This window comes from Janthinobacterium sp. NFX145 (assembly GCF_049810325.1).
GTDB classification, from domain to species: Bacteria; Pseudomonadota; Gammaproteobacteria; order Burkholderiales; family Burkholderiaceae_D; genus Janthinobacterium; species Janthinobacterium rivuli.
Genome location: NZ_CP187360.1, coordinates 1,397,669 through 1,420,519, shown reverse-complemented (window position 1 = coordinate 1,420,519; position 22,851 = coordinate 1,397,669). Strand labels below are relative to the sequence as shown.

General features: G+C 66.3%; 25 protein-coding genes. 22 read left to right on the top strand and 3 right to left on the bottom strand.

The genetic code is table 11. From position 1 onward, the window contains the following. The 22 genes from ACPJXG_RS06405 (at nt 1) to ACPJXG_RS06300 (ending at nt 19,682) form a co-directional block, all read left to right on the top strand. Entirely contained in the window at nt 1-627 is a 627-nt protein-coding gene (locus ACPJXG_RS06405) for a chemotaxis protein CheC (RefSeq protein WP_034786994.1), read from the top strand. Nucleotides 628-632: 5 nt separating this feature from the next. Then, entirely contained in the window at nt 633-1,604 is a 972-nt protein-coding gene (locus ACPJXG_RS06400) for a diguanylate cyclase (RefSeq protein WP_425254719.1), read from the top strand. A gap of 150 nt (nt 1,605-1,754) precedes the next feature. Next, nucleotides 1,755-3,422: a sensor histidine kinase gene (locus tag ACPJXG_RS06395; RefSeq protein ID WP_035821245.1), complete on the top strand. Its 1,668-nt coding sequence runs from the start codon at nt 1,755-1,757 to the stop codon at nt 3,420-3,422. Next, nucleotides 3,419-4,120, top strand: coding sequence for a response regulator (locus tag ACPJXG_RS06390; RefSeq protein ID WP_278316745.1), 702 nt, complete (start codon nt 3,419-3,421; stop codon nt 4,118-4,120). Before ACPJXG_RS06395 ends, ACPJXG_RS06390 begins: the two co-directional genes overlap by 4 nt. 248 nt (nt 4,121-4,368) lie before the next feature. After that, nucleotides 4,369-4,515, top strand: coding sequence for a hypothetical protein (locus ACPJXG_RS06385; protein WP_158300249.1), 147 nt, complete (start codon nt 4,369-4,371; stop codon nt 4,513-4,515). 73 nt (nt 4,516-4,588) lie between these two features. Beyond that, complete coding sequence (locus tag ACPJXG_RS06380) at nt 4,589-4,771, top strand: Flp family type IVb pilin (protein ID WP_035821247.1); 183 nt, start codon at nt 4,589-4,591, stop codon at nt 4,769-4,771. A 93-nt stretch (nt 4,772-4,864) separates the two neighbouring features. Further along, on the top strand, nt 4,865-5,038 hold the full coding sequence (locus ACPJXG_RS06375; RefSeq protein WP_081922552.1) for a Flp family type IVb pilin: 174 nt from the start codon (nt 4,865-4,867) through the stop codon (nt 5,036-5,038). Continuing rightward, on the top strand, nt 5,035-6,105 hold the full coding sequence (locus ACPJXG_RS06370) for a phosphatase PAP2 family protein (protein ID WP_402719171.1): 1,071 nt from the start codon (nt 5,035-5,037) through the stop codon (nt 6,103-6,105). The genes ACPJXG_RS06375 and ACPJXG_RS06370 overlap by 4 nt, the downstream gene beginning before the upstream one ends. Beyond that, nucleotides 6,102-6,689 (top strand): prepilin peptidase, encoded by a 588-nt coding sequence (locus ACPJXG_RS06365; protein WP_402719172.1) that lies wholly within the window; start codon nt 6,102-6,104, stop codon nt 6,687-6,689. Before ACPJXG_RS06370 ends, ACPJXG_RS06365 begins: the two co-directional genes overlap by 4 nt. Nucleotides 6,690-6,729: 40 nt before the next feature. Continuing rightward, entirely contained in the window at nt 6,730-7,350 is a 621-nt protein-coding gene (locus tag ACPJXG_RS06360; RefSeq protein WP_425253728.1) for a methyltransferase family protein, read from the top strand. Between the two features lie 31 nt (nt 7,351-7,381). Next, nucleotides 7,382-8,728: an ATP-binding protein gene (locus ACPJXG_RS06355; RefSeq protein WP_425253727.1), complete on the top strand. Its 1,347-nt coding sequence runs from the start codon at nt 7,382-7,384 to the stop codon at nt 8,726-8,728. Then, nucleotides 8,725-9,573 (top strand): Flp pilus assembly protein CpaB, encoded by an 849-nt coding sequence (gene cpaB / locus ACPJXG_RS06350; protein WP_176390116.1) that lies wholly within the window; start codon nt 8,725-8,727, stop codon nt 9,571-9,573. Before ACPJXG_RS06355 ends, cpaB begins: the two co-directional genes overlap by 4 nt. 22 nt (nt 9,574-9,595) lie before the next feature. Then, nucleotides 9,596-11,206, top strand: coding sequence for a type II and III secretion system protein family protein (locus ACPJXG_RS06345; RefSeq protein ID WP_425253726.1), 1,611 nt, complete (start codon nt 9,596-9,598; stop codon nt 11,204-11,206). Nucleotides 11,207-11,215: 9 nt separating this feature from the next. Continuing rightward, on the top strand, nt 11,216-11,503 hold the full coding sequence (locus ACPJXG_RS06340; RefSeq protein ID WP_035821256.1) for a hypothetical protein: 288 nt from the start codon (nt 11,216-11,218) through the stop codon (nt 11,501-11,503). Between the two features lie 46 nt (nt 11,504-11,549). After that, nucleotides 11,550-13,100: a pilus assembly protein TadG-related protein gene (locus ACPJXG_RS06335; protein WP_425253725.1), complete on the top strand. Its 1,551-nt coding sequence runs from the start codon at nt 11,550-11,552 to the stop codon at nt 13,098-13,100. Between the two features lie 7 nt (nt 13,101-13,107). Continuing rightward, nucleotides 13,108-13,575, top strand: a complete 468-nt coding sequence (locus ACPJXG_RS06330; RefSeq protein ID WP_425253724.1) for a TadE/TadG family type IV pilus assembly protein — start codon at nt 13,108-13,110, stop codon at nt 13,573-13,575. 10 nt (nt 13,576-13,585) lie between these two features. Next, complete coding sequence (locus ACPJXG_RS06325) at nt 13,586-14,104, top strand: TadE/TadG family type IV pilus assembly protein (RefSeq protein WP_099403579.1); 519 nt, start codon at nt 13,586-13,588, stop codon at nt 14,102-14,104. Nucleotides 14,105-14,140: 36 nt separating this feature from the next. After that, on the top strand, nt 14,141-15,292 hold the full coding sequence (locus ACPJXG_RS06320) for an AAA family ATPase (protein WP_425253723.1): 1,152 nt from the start codon (nt 14,141-14,143) through the stop codon (nt 15,290-15,292). A gap of 46 nt (nt 15,293-15,338) precedes the next feature. Next, a complete protein-coding gene (locus ACPJXG_RS06315) occupies nt 15,339-16,706 on the top strand; it encodes a CpaF family protein (RefSeq protein ID WP_425253722.1) in 1,368 nt (455 codons plus the stop codon). A gap of 10 nt (nt 16,707-16,716) precedes the next feature. Further along, complete coding sequence (locus tag ACPJXG_RS06310) at nt 16,717-17,691, top strand: type II secretion system F family protein (protein WP_035821267.1); 975 nt, start codon at nt 16,717-16,719, stop codon at nt 17,689-17,691. Between the two features lie 19 nt (nt 17,692-17,710). Continuing rightward, entirely contained in the window at nt 17,711-18,658 is a 948-nt protein-coding gene (locus ACPJXG_RS06305; protein ID WP_425253721.1) for a type II secretion system F family protein, read from the top strand. 13 nt (nt 18,659-18,671) lie between these two features. After that, the gene (locus tag ACPJXG_RS06300; protein ID WP_425253720.1) at nt 18,672-19,682 is read left to right on the top strand and encodes a LytR C-terminal domain-containing protein; all 1,011 of its coding nucleotides are present in this window, start codon (nt 18,672-18,674) and stop codon (nt 19,680-19,682) included. Nucleotides 19,683-19,690: 8 nt separating this feature from the next. Here the strand turns inward: ACPJXG_RS06300 and ACPJXG_RS06295 are convergent, their stop codons facing one another. The 3 genes from ACPJXG_RS06295 to edd all read right to left on the bottom strand — a co-directional run bounded on the left by ACPJXG_RS06295 (nt 19,691) and on the right by edd (nt 22,812). Further along, on the bottom strand, nt 19,691-20,203 hold the full coding sequence (locus ACPJXG_RS06295) for a Rhs element Vgr protein (protein ID WP_278316753.1): 513 nt from the start codon (nt 20,201-20,203) through the stop codon (nt 19,691-19,693). Between the two features lie 62 nt (nt 20,204-20,265). After that, the gene (gene eda, locus ACPJXG_RS06290; protein WP_035821279.1) at nt 20,266-20,895 is read right to left on the bottom strand and encodes a bifunctional 4-hydroxy-2-oxoglutarate aldolase/2-dehydro-3-deoxy-phosphogluconate aldolase; all 630 of its coding nucleotides are present in this window, start codon (nt 20,893-20,895) and stop codon (nt 20,266-20,268) included. A gap of 3 nt (nt 20,896-20,898) precedes the next feature. Continuing rightward, on the bottom strand, nt 20,899-22,812 hold the full coding sequence (edd, locus tag ACPJXG_RS06285; RefSeq protein ID WP_425253719.1) for a phosphogluconate dehydratase: 1,914 nt from the start codon (nt 22,810-22,812) through the stop codon (nt 20,899-20,901). Between the last annotated feature and the right edge of the window lie 39 nt (nt 22,813-22,851).

Here is a 22,851-nt window from a genome sequence, read left to right as displayed (position 1 = left end):
ATGGTCAATCTTTCCGAACTCGAGAACGACGCCCTGGTAGAGATATTCAACATCGGGGTGGGCCATGCGGCGGCGGCCATGAGCGAGATCGTGAATGAAGAAGTCACCATGTCGGTGCCCTCGATCACCTTCCTGAACCGTGCCGACGCGGCCGCCTTACTGGGCAGCAAGAAGGATGGCGAACGCATCTGCGGCGTCAGCCAGCATTACGACGGCGCTTTCGCCACCGAAGCCATCCTGATGTTTCCCGAAGATAAAAGCCTGGAAATCGTGCGCCTGATGGTGGGCGACGCCATGCCGCTGCAGGAACTGACGGAGATGGAACAGGAGGCGATGAGCGAGATCGGCAACATCATCCTCAACTCCTGCGTGGGCACCCTGGCCAACCTGTTCGACAGCGAACTGCATGGCTCGCTGCCCCTGTACCATGTGGGCACCAGCGCGGAAATCCTGTCCTCGTTCGGCGGTCAGGATGATGAGGCCGTCGTGCTGATGCTGCATATCGACTTCGTGCTGTCCAAGCACCAGATCCACGGTTATGTGGCATTCGTGCTCGACCTGTCCGCCCTGCACGACCTGAAGCAGCAAGTGAGCCGCTACCTGGCCAAGGTGCTGGGACAGGCGTGACGATCATGCCGGATGCCTTGCACCGACTCGCCCTGCTCGAGAGCATACTCGGCGCCGTGAACCTGGGCGCCATCGTGCTCGACGAGCAGCACCGCATCGTGCTGTGGAACCGCTGGATGGCGCGCCACTCGGCCCGCCCGGCCGACGCCGTGCTGGGCCAGGATTTCTTCGCCGTCTTCCCGGAAATGCGGCACAAGCGCATCGATTCGGCCATCACCCAGGCCCTGCGCGACAATTTCCAGTCGCTGCTGTCGCAAACCCTGCACAAGGCGCCGTTTGCGCTGTACACGCATGGCGCGGCCATGGGCGGCAGCGACGGCGAGGAACGCATGCAGCAAGCCATTGCCGTCACGCCGATCAACCTGCCCGGTTCGCCGCGCCACTGCCTGATCCAGATCAATGACGTCACCATCGCCGTGGGGCGCGAAAAGCTGCTGCGCGAACAAACGATGGTCTTGCGCTCGCAAACCTTTTCCGACGGCTTGACGGGCATCGCCAACCGCCGCCACTTCGACGTGGCGATCGAAAAGGAAATGCGGCGCGCCATGCGCACCAGCAGCCCGCTGTCGCTGCTGATGATCGACATCGACCATTTCAAGGACTACAACGACCATTACGGCCACCAGCAGGGCGATGATTGCCTGATAAGAGTGGCGGCCGAACTGGCCGCCATGCTGCAGCGCCCGACCGACTTGCTGGCCCGCTATGGCGGCGAAGAGTTTGCCGCCATCCTGCCCGATACGGACGCGGCGCAGGCGCTGCGCATGGCCGAGGCGATCCGCCAGCATGCGGCCGACCTGCGCATTCCGCATGCCAAGACGGGCAATGAGGTCAGGCACGTCACGGTCAGCATCGGCATCGCCACGCAACAGCCGCAGCAGCCGCTGGCCATCTCCGCCCTGATCGGCGCCGCCGACCGCGCCCTGTATCTGGCCAAGGGCGCCGGGCGCAACCGCGTGATGGTGCAGCCATTGTAGGAAATACAACGCAAGGCAAAGGATTCCTGTAGACATCTTTACGGCGTGTGCGTAGACTCGTTACTGATTGCAGCAACAACAACAAGAATTTATCTGTGGTATCTATCCCTGCGCATGGCCCACCCATGCGGGACATGGCCAGGAGCGCTTGTGAATCTCGATCCTCCCCTCAGATCCGGCTTGCCGGGCGCCGGCATGGATACGACCATGGTGAACGGTATGCGCCTGCTGCTGTCGAGCGCCACCTTGCTGACCCTGTTCATCGACCCCGAAAGCGCCGGCAAGCTGAGCAAAATCACCTGGCTGATCTTTTCCGCCTACACCATGCACAGCCTGCTGCTCTACGTGCTGGCCCTGCTGGGCCTCAGCTTGCCGCAGGACATCCTGCTGTACTGGCTGGACGTGGCCTGGTATGCGCTGATCGTGTTTTCCACCAGCAGCCACAACAATTTATTCTTCCTGTTCTTTTTCTTTGCCATCCTCACCTCGTCGTTCCAGCGGGGTTTCGAGGAAGGCGCGCGCGTCACCCTGGCCTCGGCCGGCCTGTTCGCCGCCACCGCCCTGTTCGGCGAAACGGATGCGGAACTGTCGCGCCTGCTGCTGCGCACCACCTTCCTGCTGGCGCTCGGCTACATGATCGCCTACTGGGGTGGCTCGGCCATCACCCAGCGCAGCCACCTGGCGCTGCTGCGCGATGTCAGCCAGCTGTCCAATCCCCGCTTCGGCGTCGACCAGACCATCACCTCGGTGCTGGAAAAAACCCGCAGTTACTTCAACGGCCGCAGTTGCCTGCTGATCATGCAGGACAAGGGCACGCGGGTCTGGTCGCTGCGCAGCGTGATCCATACGGGCACGGGCGTCGTGCATACGAGTTCGCTCCTCAGCGACGACGCGGCCAGCCCCCTGCTCGCCTTTCCGTACGACAAGATCGCCTTGTACAACCAGCCCGCAGGGCGCTGGCTGCCGTGGACCGGCGGCGCGCGCATGCTCGAACCCGACAGCGGGCGCTGGCTGCGGCATGACGACGCGGCAGGCGCCCGCCTGGCCGAACTGCTCGAAGCGCACGCCTTCATCAGCGCGCCGCTGCCCTTGCGCAATGGCAAAGGCCGCATCTTTGTCGTGTCCGCCACCAGCATGAGCAAGACGGACGCCCTGTTTCTCAGCCATATAGGCGCGCAGGCGTTTCCCGTCATTGAAAACATCGACCTGCTCGACCGCCTGGCGTCGCAGGCGGCCTCGCGCGAGCGCGAAAAGATCGCGCGCGACCTGCATGACACGGCCGTGCAGCCGTATATCGGCCTGCGCCACGGCCTGGCCGCCTTGCGCAACGAAGCCACGCCGGGCAACCCGCTGCTGCCCGAACTGGAAAAGCTGATCATCATGTCGGGCCAGGTGATCACCGACCTGCGCAGCTATGCACGCACGTTCAAGAACGGCCAGGTACAAAGCGAGCCGGAACTGCTGGTCGCGCTGCGCCGCCAGGCCACGCAGATCCGCGAATTCTATGGCATCGACATCGCCCTGCACATCGAAGGCGACCTGCACATCAACGACCGCCTGGCGGCCGAGGTGTTCCAGATCGTCAACGAAGGCATGAGCAATATCCGCAAGCATACGTCGGCGCGCCATGGCGCCGTCAAGCTGACCTGCGTGCAGGGTGCGCTGCACATCAGCATCGACAACGAATGCGCCGCCGCGCACGTCCCCGACTTCTTGCCCGACTCGCTGGCCGAGCGCGCCGCCGCCCTCGGTGGCACGGCACGCGTCACGCATGGCATGCTGGGCAACACCTCCGTACAGATCGAGATCCCCATATGAATGACTTACGCCACATGCCACCGGCCAGCCATGTCATCAGCGTCATGCTGGTGGATGACCACAAGACCATGCTGTGGGGCCTGGAGCGGCTGATCGGCGGCGAGCACTCGGGCATGCGCGTGGTCGCCACGGCGTCCGACAGCACCGAGGCGCTGGAGCAGGCGAAGGCGCTGCAACCGGATGTGATCGTGCTGGACCTGGACCTGGGCGGCATCAGCTCGCTGGCCATCCTGCCCGCGCTGGCGCAGTGCGGCGGCACGCGCGTGCTGGTGCTGACGGCCAGCCACGACCAGGCCGTCCTCGACCAGACGGTACTGAAAGGCGCGCGCGGCATCGTCAGCAAGGACGCCCCGGCGGAGATGGTCCTGAAGGCCATCGAAAAGGTGTACCAGGGCGAACTGTGGCTGGAACACGCGATGCTGGGACGCATGCTGACGCAGCTGACCCAGCCCGGCGGCGGCTCGGCGCAAGCCATCGCCGTCGCCAGCCTGACCCTCAAGGAAAGAAAGATCATCGCCGCGCTGGTGCACGGCAGCGGCACGCCGGCCAAGCTGCTGGCCGACCAGCTGTTCATCTCCGAACACACCTTGCGCAACCACCTGACGTCGATCTACCGCAAGCTGGGCGTGTACAACCGCCTGGAACTGTACGCCTACGCCACCAAGCACCAGCTGGGCCAATTGCCGCCCGGCGCCTGACGCCACAGTCCCCCTGCGCGGCCACCGCACGGCCGCGCCCACCCTCCCCGCCTCCCCCTGCGCCCACCACCGGCACGGCCATTGCGTCTGCGCGCCAGACGCAAGCATGACAATTGTCACGAAAAAAACAAGCAGTTCCTCCCCGCAATAAAAGGATGTTCTTCTGATGTAGATCAAGGTGCCGACTTCTATAGTGGATTTACCGGAGTGCAAATCACCGCGCGGCCCACCACGACACGGAGCACAGCATGCGCTTTGACAAGTTTCTTCCGACAGCCCTGATCACCTATTTGCAGGGCAAGGAAAAGGCTGCGTTCTACCGCTATGCCCTGGTGGCGGCCCTCATGGCGGTGGTCTGCATCATCGGACTGCTGGCACTGGGCGAAAGCCCGTGAGAGCACCAGGTCGTAGCAACGCTGCCATGCCGTTTTACCCACCGCTGTACCTTAACCACCACCAGGAGTTGTCATGAACCTCATCAAAAACTTTATCCGCGAAGAAGATGGCGTCACCGCAATCGAATACGGCCTGATCGCTGCCCTGATTGCCGTGGTGATCATCGCCGCCGTCACCATCGTCGGCACGCAGCTGAAAAAGACTTTCAGCACCATCGGCACCAAGCTCACTTCCGCCAATACGGCTGCCGCCTGAACACGGTGCTCCGGGCTGGCACGGCGCCAGCCCGGTTACCGCCAGGTCAACGCCACCAGCCAGTTTCTCGTGCTTACCTATCAGAGGCCCATCGTGAAATCTCTCTTCAGCCGTTTATCCGACGAGTCCGCCGTCACGGCGATCGAGTACGCGCTGCTGGCGAGCCTGATCGCGGCAGTGCTGGTGATCACGATCACCCTGCTCGGTGACCAGGTCCGGCTGCTGTTTGTCTACGTCAAGGACCAGGTGGTCCTGGCCCTGTCATGAATACCCTGCGCGCCTCGCTGCGCACCCACCGCGCCCTGCTGCTGATCGTGCTGCTGTATGCCGCCGCCGCGGCCCTGCTGGCCGGCGGCCTGCCCAGCGCCTCGGACACCCTCAACGTGCTGGCCGGTTTCCTCGTGGCCATCCTCACGGGCCCCGTCTTCATCCTGTGCGGCTACACCATCCACGTCATGGTGGTGAAACGCCCGCACCGCCTGTGCCACTATCTGTACCACGATCTGCGCAGCTACCTGAGCAACGAGCGCCTGCTGCACGCGCTGCCGGCCATGCTGCTGATCCCCGTCTTCGCCTCCAGCTTCACCGTCTTCAAGGCCGCCATCCCGCGCCTGCATCCGTACACCTGGGATGCCAGCCTGTCCGCCTGGGACATCGCGCTGCATGGCGGCAAGGCCCCATGGGAAAGGCTGCAGCCGCTGCTGGGCCACCCGCTCGTCACGGGCCTGCTCAACTTCAGCTACCACTTCTGGTTCTTCCTGTTCTACGCCATCCTGTACTGGCTCATCCTCGACACGCGCCGCCCGCTGCTGCGCATGCAGTTCCTGCTCAGCTTTGCGCTGACCTGGATCATCCTGGGCAGTGTCATGGCGGTACTGTTTGCCTCGGTCGGCCCCTGCTACTACGGCCACCTGCACGCCAGCGACCCGTATGCGCCGCTGATGGCCTACCTGCATGACGCCAACCAGCACGTGCCCGTCTGGGCCCTGCAGGTGCAGGAGATGCTGTGGCAAGGCTATCAAAGCAAGGGCGCGAACGGCGAACTGGGCATCTCCGCCATGCCCAGCATGCATGTGGCCACCGCCGTGCTGATGGCGATCATGGGCTGGAAAGTAAGCCGCGCCGCAGGCATCTCGCTGACCGCCTTCGCCGTGCTGATCCTGCTCGGCTCCATCCACCTGGGCTGGCACTATGCGCTCGACGGCTATGTGGGCGCGGCCGGCGCGGCGCTCGTGTGGCAGCTGGTGGGACGGCTGCTGGGCAGCCAGGCCGCAGCCCCCGTCATGCACATGGCCACCGCGCCCTGCATGGGCAAGGGAGGACTGACATCATGAACGCCCGCCTGCCCATGCTGCTGTGCCTGGCCGTGCTGGCCAGCCTGCTCGCTGCCGCCCTGTGGCACGACCTGCGCACGCGCCGCATCCCGAACCAGCTGGTGCTGTGGGGCACCTTGGCCGGCCTGACGCTGAACAGCTTCACGCCGTCCGGCGCCGGCCTGTTCGATGCCTCCTTCGGCGGCCTGGGACTGCCGCAGGCGCTGGCCGGCGCCGCTGCCGGACTGGCCCTGCTGCTGCCCATGTACCTGCTGCGCGCCCTGGGCGCCGGCGACGTCAAACTGATGGCCATGTGCGGCGCCTTCCTCGGCCCCGATGCGGTGCTCGAAGCGGTCCTGCTGACCTTCCTGTGCGGCGGCGTGCTGGCCCTGGCCGCCGCGCTGGCAGGACGCCGCCTGCGCCTGGTGCTGCGCAACACCTACCACATGATGCTGGGCGCGCTGCTGCACAGCCTTGCCGGCGGCGCCGCCACGATCGCCGAACCGCCGCCAGCTACCGGCAAGCTGGCCTACGCCTTCGCCATTGCCAGCGGCACCGCGCTGCAGGTGTTCCTGCAATACCACCATCTGTGGAGCCTGCGCTGAAACGCGCCGCGCCGACCACCAGCCACCACGGGATCCAACCATGCACACCCTCGCCACCCTCTGCCACTCGCGCCACGCCAGCCTGTTCACCAGCATCGCCATGGCTTGCCTGTGGGCCTTCTTCGCCAGCGCCCACGTGGTGGGATTCCTGCACAGCGGCGACTGGAGCTATGTGCTGTTCTGCGCCGCCGAAACCCTGGCCGCCCTGTTCTTCATCGTGCGCTCGGCCCCCGTCAGCGTCTCGACCGATGCGGGCGACTGGCTGCTGGCCATCGGCGCCACCTTCGCGCCCTTCCTGCTCTCGCCCGCCGACATGGCCATCTGGCCCGGCGCGCGCTACCTGCTGGCCGTCGGCAGCCTGCTGCAGATCGCCGGCCTGCTGTCGCTGAACCGCAGCTTCGGCCTGGTGGCGGCGCAGCGCGAGATCAAGACGGGCGGCGTCTACCGCGTGGTGCGCCATCCGCTGTACGCCAGCTACCTGATTTCCCTGAGCGCTTACCTGCTGACCAACACCTCGCCCGCCAACAGCATCATCTATGTCGCGACGATGAGCATGATGGTGATGCGCCTGCTGCGCGAAGAGCGTTTCCTGTCCACCGACGTGCGCTACCGCGTCTACATGCGCCAGGTGAAGTACCGCCTGCTGCCCTTCATTTTCTGATCACCGGCCACCCGAGCGAGGAGTATCCATCATGCCTGACACCTATCCAGAACGCAGCGACGGCGGCGGCATCGAGCCGGCGGCCAGACGCGCGCCACGCACGGTCGAGGAAACGGGATTGCCCTTCCTGTTCCTGGTCGAACTGCTGGTCAAGATACTCTTCCTGCGCGGCCAGATCGGCCTGCCCGCCCTGTCGACGCACGTGAAACTGGGCGCCGGCGTGCTCGAACCTCTGCTCACCTTCATGCGCGCCGAAAAGCTGTGCGAAGCGCGCCGCAACGGCGGCAGCGGCACCGACGCCGACCTGTATTACCTGCTGGGCGACCAGGGCCGCCTGCGCGCCGCCGAGTACATGCGCCGCAATGCCTACAGCGGCCCCGCCCCCGTCACCCTGGCCGACTACAGCAACCAGGTGCTGGCGCAAAGCGTGGCGGACATGCAGGTCACGCGCGACGACGTGCAGCGCGAATTTCGCGACGTGGTGGCCAGTTCGTCCGTGCTCGACCAGCTGGGCGCGGCCATGAATTCCGGGCGCGCCCTGTTCTTTCACGGTCCCGCCGGCAGCGGCAAGAGCTACCTGGCCGAGCGCCTGAACGGCCTGCTCAGCGGCGCCATCGCCCTGCCCCATGCCGTGATGGTCGACGGCGAAGTGCTGCCCTTCCTCGACCCCATGCTGCACACCCTGTCGCGCGGCGGCCCCGTGCCGTCCGACCCGCGCTGGGTGCGCGCCGAGCGCCCCGCCGTGCTGACGGGCGGCGAGCTGACGCTCGACATGCTGGACCTGCAATTCGACCAGGGCACCCGCTTGTACCAGGCGCCGCCGCACCTGAAGGCCAACAACGGCATCTTCATCATCGACGACCTGGGACGCCAGCGCTGCTCGCCCGTGGAACTGATGAACCGCTGGATCGTGCCGATGGCGCGGCACATCGATTACCTGTCGCTGCACACGGGCTACAAATTCCCCGTGCCCTTCGACGTCATCGTCGTGTTCTCGTCGAACCTGGCGCCGCAGCACCTGGCCGACGACTCCTTCCTGCGCCGCATCGGCTACAAGATCCACGTGGGCCCCCTGAGCGCCTACCACTACCTGGCCGTGTTCCGCAGCACCTGCGCCCAGCTGGGCATCAATTTTGACGAAGCCGCCTACGCCTACCTGCTGCACCTGCACAGCCAGTACCAGCGGCCCTTGCTGGCCTGCTATCCGCGCGACATCCTGGCGCAGGTGTGCGACCAGGCGCGCTATGAAGACCACGCGGCGCAACTGAATCCGGAAGTGCTGCTGTGGGCATGGAAAAACTATTTCGGCAGCGATGACGACCTTGCAAGCACACATAACGGACCGGCAGCGGTCCAGCACAAAGGGGAAGCAAAATGAGAAACGCACGCGCACTGACGATGATGGCCATTGCGGTCATCCTGGCGTTCGCCGCGGTCATCGTGGCCGCGCGCTGGATCAATGCCCAAGCCTCGGGCAACATCAACAAGGTGGCCGTGGCCCAGGTCGACATCAGCCTGGGCGCGCGCCTCACGCCCGACATGGTGCGCATGGTGGACTGGCCATCGAACGCGCTGCCGCCAGGCGCCATCAACGATCCGAAACTGCTGGAAACGCGCGTCACGCGCACCAGCATCCAGCACGGCGAACCTATCATGGAAGGCAAGCTGGCGCCTCCCGGCACGCAAGGCGGCCTGTCAGCCGTCGTCGCCGAGGGCAAGCGCGCCATGACCGTGCGCGTCAACGATGTGGTGGGCGTGGCTGGCTTCGCCCTGCCCGGCAACTTCGTCGACATTCTCGTCAACACCCAGGGCGAAGGGGCGCGCAAGACGCCGGACCGCGATCCGAACATTTCCAAGATCGTGCTCGAACGCATACTCGTGCTGGCCATCGCCCAGGAATCGAGCCGCGACGACACCAAGCCGAAAGTCGTCAACGCCGTGACCCTGGAGCTGACGCCGGAGCAGGCGGAAAAACTCGACCTGGCACGCAGCGTGGGCACCCTGTCGCTGGTGCTGCGCAACCAGGTCGAGGACAAGCCCGTCAACACGGAAGGCGCCACCAAGAGCACCCTGCTCGATGAAAAAGTCGCCATGGCGGCCCCCGCCGCCATGGTGCAAGCCAAGCCGCTGCCCCGCCGCCGTCCTGCCGCCGCAGCAGCGCCACAGGCCGGTCCCCGCGTCGATGTCATCAAGGGGCTGGAACGCAGCTCCCAACAATTCTAACCTGCACCAGAGGAGCCACGCCATGAGTACATATCGCACAGCAAGCGGCATCCGGGGCCTGCACCTGGCGCTTGCCATCGCCGCCATCGGCGCCCTGGCGCCCCGGGCGCACGCCGAAGCCGCAGCCGCAGCCGCCGCCACGGCCGCCACGGCCGTTGCCGCCGAAACGGGCAGCGCCAGGAGCAGCCGCACCGCCGTCCGTCCCAAGTCCACGCCGCCGCAAAGCGAATCGCGCGCCGGGCGCACCGAGATGGCGCCGCAAATGAGCCTGGCCGAAGGCAAGTCGACCCTGATGCGTCTGCCGTTTGCCGCCAGCCGCATGTCCGTCGGCGACCCGCGCATCGCCGACGTCATCCTGCTCAACCCCAACGAGGTCTACCTGCTGGGACGCTCCGTCGGCACCACCAACCTGATCCTGTGGAACAAGAGCAATGACGCCACCATCATCGACCTGGCCGTCGGCATCGACAGCAGCAGCCTGCAGGCACGCATGGCCGAGCTGCTGCCGAACGAAAAGATCCACGTCACGGTAGCGGGCGACACCTTGATCCTGTCGGGCATGGTCAGCGACGTCGTCAAGGCCGACCAGGCCCTGTCGCTGGCCAACGCCTATGTGCAGCGCAGCAGCCGCAGTGGTGGTGCCGCCTCCGGCGCCGCGCCAGCCGCAGGCGCCGCAGCCGCCGCTCCCGCCGCCGCGCCCGATGCGAACATGCCGCGCGTGATCAACCTGCTGTCGATCGCCGCGCCGCAACAGGTGATGCTGGAAGTGAAGGTGGCCGAAGTGTCGAAAGTGCTGGTGGATCAGCTGGGCGCCAGCCTGGGCATCAACAAGACCATCGGCAGCTGGTCGTATTCGCTGCTGTCCAGCCTGCTCAGCAACAATCCCAGCGGCTTGAGCGGCGCCAGCAAGAACAACTTCTTCAACCTCGACGCGCAAAAACGCGATGGCCTGATCAAGGTGCTGGCCGAACCGAACATCATGGCCATCAGCGGCCAGGAAGCGAGCTTCCTGGCCGGTGGCAAGATCTTCATCCCCGTCAGCCAGACCAACAATAACGGCGTGCCCACCATCACGCTGGAAGAGAAGGAGTTCGGCGTGGCCGTGAAATTCACGCCCACCGTGCTCGAAGGGGGACGCATCAACCTGAAGGTGGCGCCGGAAGTGTCGGACCTGAACAAGGACGGCATCGGCATCACCGCCACCGGCATCTCGGCCACGGCCATCCTGCCTTCGTTTACGACACGGCGCGCCACCACCACGGTGCAGCTGTTCGACGGCCAGAGCTTCGCCATCGGCGGCTTGATCAAGAACAACGTGACCAGCAATATCAAGGCCTTGCCAGGCCTGGGCGAAGTGCCCGTGCTGGGCGCCCTGTTCCGCAGCACGGACTTCCAGACGGACCGTTCGGAACTGGTCTTCATCATCACGCCGCACTTGGTCAAGCCGCTGCCGCCCGACTACAAGCTGCCCACCGACGGCTACATCCAGCCGACGCGCGGCGACATGTTCATGCAGGGAAAAATGGAAGGCAGCGCGCCGGCGCCCGCAGCGGCACAGGAAGCAGCACCAGCGGCCCCCATGCCGCCGCAAGCGGCCGCGCCCCAGCCTGCCGCCGGCTTCGACCTCAAATAGGAGAACACCATGAAAACCGCACATCGCCTGCCTTGCGCCGCCCTGTTGTCTTTGCTGTCGCTGCTGGCCGGCTGCACCGCCACCACCACGCCCGTGCTCGATTCGCACTTCGGCGAATCGGTGGCCCTGCTCAAGGCCCAGCAGATCATGTATCCGGACGCCTACCGCAATGCCAACCCCGTCAGCGGCATCGACGGCAAGGCCGGCGCCAGCGCCTACCAGCGCTACCAAAAATCGTTCGCGGCGCCGGAACCGCAACCGAATGTCTTCACCATCGGCGTGGGCGGACGCCAGTAGGCGCCAGTCCCGCGATGCACTCCCCCCAGGCCACCAGGAGACAGCCATGAACACCGCATTTCGCAGGCACGACAAGCAGCAGGGCGCGATCGCCATCGTGCTGGGGCTGACCCTGGTGGTGCTGTTTGCCATGGGCGGCCTGGTGCTGGACCTGGGCCACCTGTACATCGCCAAGACGGAGCTGCAAAACGGCGCCGACAGCGCCGCGCTGGCTGGCGCCGTGGAGCTCAATCAAAGCGCCGCCGGCATCGACAATGCGCAGGCCAAGGCCATCGCCATCGCACAAAAGAACCGCTACGATTTTTCCACCGCACTGACCCTGACGGCCGCCAACATCAGCTTCGGTCCCGGCCCCGACGGTCCTTGGTCGTCCGGCGCCAGCGCCCGCACCAGCCCCGCGGGCCAGACCTTCATTCGCGTCGACACGGGCAGCAAGACCTTTGCCACCTACCTGATGGGCATCGCCGGCATCGCCAGCACCAGCACCTCGGGCGTGGCCGTGGCGGGCCGCTTCGTCAACGACGTCACGCCGATCGGCGTGTGCGCCGTCGATCCGGCCAACAAGACGGCGCAATACACCTATCCGGCCGCGCCAGCCGGCACGGGCCTGACGGAGCTGCTGGAATTCGGTTTTCGCCGCGGCGTCACCTACAACCTGTTCGGCCTCAATCCGCTGGGCGGCCCGTCCGATCCCTACCTGATCAACCCCGTCGACGCCCCGCCCGGCAGTTGCAGCGCCTCGCATTCGAGCGCCGCCTCCACCGCGCCGTTCATGTGCACGGGCAGCAGCGCCGTCATCACCAGCGGCACGGGCCAGGTCTACACGAACACGGGCCTGTCCGCATCGCTGGCCGCCTCGCTCAATTCGCGCTTCGACGATTACGGCGGCCCCTCCGTGTGCGACCCCGCCACGGCGCCGCCCGACACCAACATCAAGGAATATCCTTGCGTGGGCGCCGCGTCGCCCTGCGCCGCCGCTGCCGCCAGCTCGCCGCCCGCCAGCTGGATGCAACCGGGCGCCAGCACCCTGCCCAGCCAGCAGCCCGTCAGCCTGGCCGGCAACAAGCCGAATTACCAGCTGCCGTCGGCCGGCGCCGTCCCCGCCCCCTCGGCCACGTTCGCCCAGTTCGCCGGCTACGGCGTGCTGTGGTCCTATGGTCCCGCCTACCAAAGCAATGGCGCCACCCCGGCCAAGGCCGGCACGGCGTATAGCGTCGCGGACGGCAACGCCAACCCCATGTACAGCACGGCCAAGGCGAATTACTTCGACACGGCCAGCTACCCCGTCAGCCCCGGCGCGGGTTTTCCCGCCAGTACGCCGCCTTCGCCCTACAACCAGACCAGCGGCCCCACGTTCCAGGCGCCGTCGGCGGCCCATCCGGGCCAGCGCAACCGGCGCATTCTCAACGTGGTGCTGGTCGACTGCCGCACGGCGCCCGTGGGGCCGGCTTCGTGCGGCACCATGACCGCGGTGGGCATCGGCAAATTCTTCATGACGATGAAGGCCGATTTCAGCGGCGGCACCAAGCGCCTCGACGTCGAGTTCGCGGGCCTGATCGAGCCCGTGCCGAATTCCGAAATCAAACTCTACAAGTGAGGCGGCCATGCGCACCCACCATTCCCACGTCAGCCAGCGCGGCGGCGCCGCCGTCGAATTCGGCATCGTGCTGGCCCTGCTGATCACCCTGCTGGCCGGTATCTTCGGCTTCGGCCGCGCCTTCTGGTACTACGACGCGCTGACCAAGGCGACGCGTGACGCGGCGCGCAACATGTCCGTCAAGGCCAAGGCCGGCATCGCCTCGCAGGGTGTGCCGGCGGCCAGGCAGACGGTGGTCGATGCGGCCCTCAGCGCCGGCATCAGCGACTTCACCACGGCCAACGTGACAGTGACTTGCCTGGACGCGAGCTTCAACGACAGCAGCTGCACCGATGGCACGGCGCCGGGCGGCATCCGCGTCGAAGTCGTCAACTACACGCTGTCGGTGGGCCAGTACCTGCCCTTCGTGATCGGCGCGGCCAGCAGCTATGCCACGCCGCTGTCGCCGCGCACCACCATGCGCTACATGCTGTAAGGAGAACGCCATGCGCCACCGCCTTCCACTTGCCCTCCGAACTGGCCGCCAGCACGGCGCCGCCGCCGTCGAATTCGCCCTGGTGGCGCTGCTGTTTTTCACCCTGCTGTTCGGCATCCTCGAATTTGGCCGCATGCTGTACCTGTACAACACGGTGCAGGAAGTGAGCCGCCGCGCCGCGCGCGAAGCGGTGGTGCGCTGGATCGACCAGACCGACGCCATCAAGACCCTGGCCCTGTTCGGCGGCACGGCCCTGCCGGCCGCGCCGGAACTGACGGCCGCCAACATCACCATCCGCTACCTGAACAAGAGCGGCGCCGAAGTGACCTTGCCGCCGCTGGACCCGGGCGACAACCTGTCGGCCTGCGGCGACATCACGCGCACGGCCAGCTGCATCGACAGCGTGCGCGTATCGATCGACAACGTCAGCTATACGCCGATGGTCAGCCTGTTCGGTTTTCTCAATATCGCCGTGCCCGCCTCGGTCGTCGTCATGCACGCCGAGAGCCTGGGCTTCCAGATCAACTGAACGCCTTTACCGAACGCCTTTACCAGGGAGTGCCACGTGAATATCGTCATCGTCTCGAAAAATGAAGCCCAGCTCAAGCGGCTCACGCGCCTGCTGCGCGAACGCAGCGCGGCCGACCGCGTCGCGCTGCTCGCGAGCATACCCGATGTCTTCGACAACGGCGTCACGCCGGACTTGCTGCTGCTGGAGCAGGAGCAGACGGGCGAGGCGGAGCTGGAACGGCTCGAGCTGCTGGGCGGGCGCCATCCGAACCTGGCCATCATCGTGCAGTGTCCGCAGCAAAGTCCGCAATTCCTGCTGCGCTCGATGCGCGCCGGCGTGCGCGAAGTGCTGCTGCCGGACGACGACGCCGGCCTGTGCGCCGCGTTGCGCCGCATCGAGGAAAAACTGCAGAAGCAGGTCACGCGCAAGGGCCAGGTGCTGGCCTTCGTCTCGTGCAAGGGCGGCAGCGGCGCCACCTTCATCGCCGCCAACCTCGGCTACGCGCTGGCCGCCGGCGAGCAACGCAAGGTGGCGCTGTTCGACCTGAACCTGCAGTTCGGCGACGCCGCGCTGTTCGTCTCGGACCACAAGCCGGCCACCACCCTGTCGCAGCTGTCGCAGCAGATCGTGCGCCTCGACGCTTCGCTGCTGAGCGCCAGCATGATCCAGATCACGCCCGCCTACAGCGTGCTGGCCGCCGCCGACGATCCGGCCCACGCGGCCGACGTCGAAGCCGACCATATCGACCGCCTGCTGACCCTGGCGCGCAGCCAGTACGACTACATCCTGCTCGACGTGGGACGCGGCCTCGACCCCGTCAGCGTGCGCGCGCTGGACCGGGCCGACCTGATCTTCCCCGTGCTGCAGGCAACCTTGCCGTATGTGCGCGACGGCAAGCGCCTGCTCGACGTGTTCCGCGGGCTCGGCTACCGCGAAGACAAGATCCGCCTGATCCTGAACCGCTATGCCAGCAGCGACAACATCCGCGTGGCCGACCTGGAAGCGGCGTATGGCAAACACGTCTACAAATCCATCCCCAACCACTACGAGGCGGTGGCGGCTTCCGTCAGCCAGGGCGTGCCCATCCTCAAGCTGGCGCCGCACAACGCCGTCTCGCGCGCCCTGCAGGAACTGGCCGCCAGCCTGGCCGGCGAAACCCCGCCCGCCGCGCAAGGCTGGGTTTCGCGGCTGCTGGCGCGCGCTTGATTCCCTACAGCGCGCCTGATCCCCCTACATCTACCGGAGACCGACCATGACTGCCGAAAAACTCACCCTGCGGGACCGCCTGGGCTATGCCCAGGATGACGCCAGCCTGAATGATGATGCCGCGCACCAGGGCGCAGCCAGCCACAGCTACCAGCAGCTCAAGCACCGCACCCACCAGGCGCTGCTCGACCGCGTCGATCTGGAAGGCATGCAGCGCCTGTCGCGCGAGCAGATCCGCGAAGAGCTGAAAATCCTCGTCAGCGACGTGCTCACGGAAGACAATGTGGTGATCAACGAGCTGGAACGGCGCTCGCTGATCCGCGACATCCAGGACGAGGTACTGGGCTTCGGCCCGCTCGAACCGCTGCTGGCCGATCCCGGCGTGTCCGATATCCTCGTCAACACCTACCGCCAGGTGTATGTCGAGCGCCATGGCCGCCTGGAGCTGAGCGACGTCTGCTTCACGGACGACGCCCACCTGATGAAAATCATCGACAAAATCGTCTCGCGCGTGGGCCGGCGCATCGACGAATCGAGCCCGATGGTCGATGCGCGCCTGCCCGACGGTTCGCGCGTCAACGCCATCATCCCGCCGCTGGCCATCGACGGCCCCGTGATGTCGATCCGCCGCTTCTCTGCCCAGCCCCTGCGCCTGGCCGACCTGATGCTCAAGCACAGCCTGACGGAGGAAATGAGCACCACCCTGCAGGCGCTGGGCAAGGCCAAGGTCAACATCCTGATCTCGGGCGGCACGGGCAGCGGCAAGACCACCATGCTCAATGCGATTTCCGGCTTCATCAGCACGGCCGAACGCATCGTCACCATCGAGGACGCGGCCGAACTGCAGATGCAGCAGCCGCACGTGGTGCGCCTGGAAACGCGCCCGCCGAACATCGAGGGCAAGGGCGAAGTGACGCAGCGGGCGCTGGTGCGCAACGCGCTGCGCATGCGCCCCGACCGCATCATCCTGGGCGAGGTGCGCGGCGCCGAGGCGCTCGACATGCTGGGCGCCATGAACACGGGCCACGAAGGCTCGATGGCCACCATCCACGCGAACACCCCGCGCGACGCGCTGACGCGGCTGGAAAACATGATCAGCATGGCCTCGGCGGGCCTGCCCGTGAAAGCCATGCGCCAGCAGATCAGTTCCGCCATCAGCGTGGTGGTGCAGGTGGCGCGCCTGACGGACGGCAAGCGCAAGATCATCTCGATCCAGGAAATCACGGGCATGGAAGGCGAGATGATCACCATGCAGGAAATCTTCACCTTCCGCCAGACGGGCATCGGCGAAGACGGCACGGTGCAGGGGCATTTCCATGCCAGCGGCGTGCGGCCGCATTTCCTGGAACGCCTGCGCGCCTTCGGCATCAGCCTGCCGGAAACCCTGTTCGATCCCGCCCGCCAGTACCATTAAGGGGAGCATCATGGACTATCTCTATTACGTATTCGCCATCCTCACCTTCATCGCCGTGGTGCTGCTGATCGAGGGACTGTACCTGGCCTGGAACACCTCGCGCGGGCCGGAAGCGGAACGGGTGGCGCGCCGCCTGCGCATCATGTCGGCCGGCGCGCATGGCGACGCGGGCAGCTCGATGATCAAGAAGCGCCTGCTGAGCGACACCCCGGCCCTGCAGCGCGTGCTGCTCAGCGTGCCCCGCGTGCATGCGCTCGACCGCCTGCTGGAACAGTCGGGCCTGAGCTGGAGCGTGGCCAGCTTCGCCGGCGTGATGCTGGCCTCGGCCGGCGCCGCGTTTTTGCTGCTGAGCTACTTCAGCGTGCCGTGGCTGCTGCGCCTGCCGCTGGTGGCCGGCGCAGCCCTGCTGCCGCTGCTGGTGGTCTTGCGCGCCAAGGCCAAGCGCCTGCAGCGCATCGAGCAGCAATTGCCCGATGCGCTCGACCTGATGGCGCGCGCCCTGCGCGCCGGCCACGCCTTCCCGACGGCCCTGAAAATGGTCGGTGATGAAATGAATGCGCCGCTGGCCGTGGAATTTCGCGCCACTTTCGACGAAGTCAATTTCGGCATCGCCATGCAGGACGCGCTGATGAACCTGGCCACGCGCGTGCCCAGCACGGACTTGCGCTACTTCGTCATCGCCGTGCTGATCCAGCGCGAAACGGGCGGCAACCTGGCCGAACTGCTCGACAGCATCAGCCGCATCATCCGCGAGCGCATCAAGCTGCTGGGACAGGTGCGCGTGCTGTCGGCCGAAGGCCGGCTGTCGGCCTGGATCCTGTCGCTGCTGCCCTTCGGCGCGGCGGCCATGATCCACCTGACCAATCCGCAGTTCCTGGAAATGCTGTTCGTCGACCCGGGCGGACGCAAGATGCTGGTCGGCGCCCTGGTGATGATGGTGTGCGGCGTTCTGGTCATGCGCAGCATCATCCGCATCCGTGTCTGAGCACGCAAGGAGAACCCTCATGAATCCCGTCCATTACGCCTTTCTCGCCCTGCTCTTCATCGCCGTCTTCGGCACCGTGCTGGTGGCCATGCGCAGCTTCGCCCCCGATCCACTGCGCCAGCGCATGGACAACGCCACCGGCAAGAACGCGGCGGCGCCTGGCGCCTCCGCGCCCAGCCCCTGGCTGGCGCGCATGGTGCGCCTGAGCGGCCCGCTGGCCAAACTGTCGATTCCCGACCAGGGCTGGGAAGGCTCCGTGATGCGCCGGCGCTTCATGAATGCCGGCCTGCGCCACGCGTCGGCGCCCGTGCTGTTCTTTTCCGCCAAGACCATGCTGGCCATCGGCTTGCCCCTGCTGCTGTTCCTGGGACTGAGCGCCTCGGGCAGCCAGATGGCGGGCAAAGCTCTCCTGTTCTGGCTGCTGATCGTGGCCGCCATCGGCTACTACCTGCCCAACTTTGTCCTGCAACAAATGATCAAGCGGCGCCAGCGCGATATCTTTGAAAGCTTTCCCGATGCGCTGGACTTGATGACGGTGTGCGTGGAAGCGGGCCTGGCCATGGATGCGGCGCTGGCCAGGGTGGCGGCCGAGATCGCCCTGAAAAGCGCCGTGCTGGCCGAGGAATTGCATCTGGTGATGCTGGAACTGCGCGCCGGCAACACCAAGGAGCGGGCGCTGCGCAACCTGGCCCTGCGCACGGGCGTCGAGGATGTCGACGCGCTGGTGGCCATGCTGATCCAGGCCGAGCGCTTCGGCACCAGCATCGCCGCCTCGCTGCGCGTGCAGTCGGACCAGCTGCGCACCAAGCGCCGCCAGCTGGCCGAGGAAGAAGCGGCGAAGATCGCCCTCAAGCTGCTGTTCCCGCTGATCTTTTTCATCTTCCCGTCGCTGCTGGTCGTCCTGATGGGACCAGCCTTCCTGCAAATTTACCGCGTGCTCCTGCCCAGCATGGGCAGCGGCAACTGACCGGAGAACCGCCATGTCACAGCACACCACCCTGATGCTCATGCTGGCCTGCGCCGGCCTGCTGCCCGCCTGCGGCCACCTGCCCGGCCCCGCCAGCCAGGGTCACCGGGAGCCTCCACCGCAGGCGCGCATCGAGGACAGCGCCGCCATCCGCAGCGCCGCGTTCTGCAAGCTGGGCAAGCGCCTGCAGAAAGTGGGCGACCCGCGCGCGGCGCTGGCGGCCTACCGCGAAGCCCTGCTATTGACGCCCGGCTCGGCCGATGCGCGCAACGGCGCCGCCGTGCTGCACGCGCAGCTGGGCCAGCTGGAAACGGCGCGCGCCATGCTGCAGGCACTGGCGCAAGAAACGCCGACGGCCAGGACCTACAACAATCTCGGCTACGTGCTGTACCTGCAGGGAGACTATGCCCAGGCGGCGGCCATGCTGCGCCAGTCGCTGCAGCTCGACAACGGCCAGCAGCCGGCGCGCGCCAACCTGGATCTCACCATCGCGGCGCTGGCGCGCAGCATCGTCACAGTCGATGCCACCACGGACGCCATCGCGCCCGATCTGGCCCCCACGCCAGCGGCGCCGGCCAGCCGCCTGCAGCTGACGCAGTCGCAGCCGAATATCTTCACGCTGAGCTGGCGCGACGCTCCCGTGGCGGCACGCGCCGCCTTGCCAGCCCCGGCAAAACCGGCAGCGACGGCGGCAGCCATGCCACGGCTGGAAGTCATCAACGGCAATGGCGAAACGGGGATGGCGGCGCGCATGCGCGGCATGCTGGGCGGCATGGGCATCAGCGTACTGCGGCTGGGCAACCAGCGGCCGTACATGGTGCAGGCCAGCAGCATCGTCTACCGCCCCGGCCACGCCGAGGCGGCCGCCGCACTGGCCCTGGCCTTGGGCGGCATGCCGCAAGTGCAGGCGGCCGGCGACAGCGGCATCGGCGCGGGCGCCGACTTGCGTATCTTGCTGGGCAAGGATGCGCCAGCCAGCCTGCGCGCGCCGGACGTGCGCCTGGCGTCGAACCTGGCGCCGTAATGGTGAAATCAGCGCGGCAGCAGGCGCCGGTCGGATGGGTTGATCAGGAAGCCTTGCAGGATGTCCTGCAGCTGCGGCAGCTTCGCCACGTAGGCGGGAATGCCCAGCTGGCGCGCGCCGAAGTAGTGGGCGATGATGTCGCCCTGTTGTTCCATGTTGAAGTCGGACAGGACGCCGCCGGCCTGCGCATCGTAGCGGTAGGCGCGCTGCCGGATGTAGCCGCCGCACAGCGCCAGCAGCACGCCATGCAGCAGCACGCTGTAGCCAAGCTGGTACTGCCACACATGCACCATCTCGTGGATGAAGAACAGCTTGCCGCTGTTGCCTTCGCGGGAAAAATCGTCACGGTACTGGGCCGGCATGAAATACAGGCTGCCACGCGGCGTCATCGCCGTGTTCTGGTCCTGCAAGCCGAACGGTAGAAAGGAGCCGCGCACGACGCGCACGCGCGCGTAGTCGATGGCGCCCTGGAAGACGCTGCGGGCCATGGCGATTTCGCCGATGGTGAGGGGGCGGCGCAAGACTCGCATAAAGAATAAGGAAGAAAGCGCGGCAAGCGTAGAGCCTGCCGCGCGGGTACCGCTTAAACCGAACGAAGGCCGCTGGCCGCTTTCGCGATTTCCGTGATGCGGTCCCAGTTGCCGGCCGCGATCGCGTCTTTCGGCGTCAGCCACGAGCCGCCCACGCAGGCGACGTTCTTGCACGCCAGGAACTGCGAGGCCGTCTCTTGCGAGATGCCGCCCGTCGGGCAGAACGTGATGTCCGGCAGCGGGCCGTAAATCGCGTTGAGCATGCCGATGCCGCCCGCCGGCACGGCCGGGAACAGTTTCAGCTGCTGGAAGCCGTTTTCACGCGCCGCCATCACTTCGCCTGGCGTCATCACGCCTGGCAGCAGGGGCAAGCCACTGCTTTTCGCCGCCGCCACCAGGGCCGACGTCAGGCCTGGCGAGACGCCGAAGACGGCGCCCGCATCGCGTGCCTGCGCGAATTCCTCGGGACGGGTCAGGGTGCCGACGCCGACGATGGCGCCCGGCACTTCCGACATGGCGCGGATCGCTTCCAGGCCGTGCTTGGTGCGCAGGGTTACTTCCAGCACGCGGATGCCGCCCGCCACCAGCGCGCGCGCCAGCGGTACGGCATGTTCAGGATCGTCGATCGCAATCACGGGGATCACGCTCGAGGTGCGCATAATTTCCAGTAGTGTCATGGTCATCTCTTATTTCCTAGCCAAAAAGTCTTCATCGGAACCCGGCACGGTATCACCGACATTGTCGGCGTCGTGCAAGGCGACGGTGGTGGGAATCGGCGACGGCAGGCCGAAGGTGGTGGCACCCTCTTCCGCCGCGCTGACGGTGGAACGGAACATGGAAAACAGCTCGCGGCCCATGCCGACGTGGTTCGGCGACAGGTCGGCCGTAACCAGCGCACGCGCATGCCAGACGTCGGCCGGCACCAGCGCTTCCAGTACGCCGGTAAAGGCGTCGAGGCGGATGATGTCGCCGTCGCACACGAGGCCCAACGGGCCGCCGGCGAGAATCTCTGGCGAGACGTGGATGGCGGCCGGCACCTTGCCCGACGCGCCCGACATGCGGCCATCGGTGACCAGCGCCACATGGCGGCCCGCATCCTGCAGGTTGGCCAGCGCGGGTGTCAGCGCATGCAGTTCCGGCATGCCGTTGGCGCGCGGGCCCTGGAAGCGCAGCACGGCAACGAAGTCGCGGTCCAGGGACCCCGCCTTGTAGGCGGCCATGAATTCTTCCTGTGAATTGAACACCAGCGCCGGCGCTTCCACCGTGCGGTGCTGCGGCTTGACGGCCGAGACCTTCATCACGGCGCGGCCCAGGTTACCGGCGACCAGCACCATGCCGCCGTCCGGCGCGAACGGATTCGAGGCGGGGCGCAGCACGTTCTCATCGGCGCTGGCGGCCGGTGCATCTTTCCAGAAGACCTTGCCATCTTCACCGAGGAACGGTTCCATGCAATGCGCGCGCAAGCCGTGGCCCAGGATGGTGTTGACATCTTCGTGCAGCAAGCCCGCGTCCAGCAGTTCGCGGATCAGATAACCGGTGCCGCCGGCCGCGTGGAAATGGTTCACGTCGGCGTCGCCGTTCGGGTAGATGCGCGTGAGCATCGGCACGATGGCCGACAACTCATTGAAATCGTTCCAGTCGATGACGATGCCGGCCGCCTTGGCGATCGCCACGAGGTGCAGGGTATGGTTGGTCGAACCGCCCGTGGCCAGCAAGCCCACGACGGCGTTGACGATACATTTCTCGTCGACGATATGGCCGACTGGCAAGTAGCTGGCGCTTTGCGCCGTGATGCCGGCGGCGCGCTGGGCGGCGGCGGCGGTCAGCGCATCGCGCAGCGGCGTGTTCGGCGTGATGAAGGCGGCGCCCGGCAAGTGCAGGCCCATCACTTCCATCAGCATCTGGTTGCTGTTCGCCGTACCGTAGAAGGTACAGGTGCCGGCGCCGTGGTAGGCTTTCGATTCGCCTTCGAGCAAGTCTTCGCGCGTGGCCTTGCCTTGCGCATACAGCTGGCGCACCTTGGCTTTTTCCTGGTTCGACAGGCCCGACGTCATCGGACCGGCCGGCACGAAGACGGCCGGCAAGTGGCCGAAGTGCAGCGCGCCGATCAGCAGGCCCGGCACGATCTTGTCGCACACGCCCAGGTACAGGGCCGAGTCGAACATATTGTGCGACAGCGCCACGGCCGTCGACATGGCGATGGTGTCGCGTGAAAACAGCGACAGTTCCATGCCCGGCTGGCCTTGCGTCACGCCATCGCACATGGCGGGTACGCCGCCGGCGAACTGGGCGACAGCGCCCACTTCGCGCACGGCTTGCTTGATGATCTGCGGGAAGCCTTCAAAAGGCTGGTGCGCCGACAGCATGTCGTTGTACGACGACACGATGGCCACGGACGGCTTCTTGTATTCCTTCAGCGACAGCTTGTCGTTGGCGGGAAAGGCGGCAAAACCGTGCGCCAGGTTGGTGCACGACAGGGCGCCGCGCTGCACGCCCTGGATGCGGGCCGCATCCAGGTGCGCCAGATAGGCGCCGCGCGATGGCCGGCTGCGCGCGATGATGCGCGCTGTTACGGATTCGACTACTGGATGCAGCGCCATATGGATTTCCTTAAAAATGAGTATTTCGTGAAATTTTAC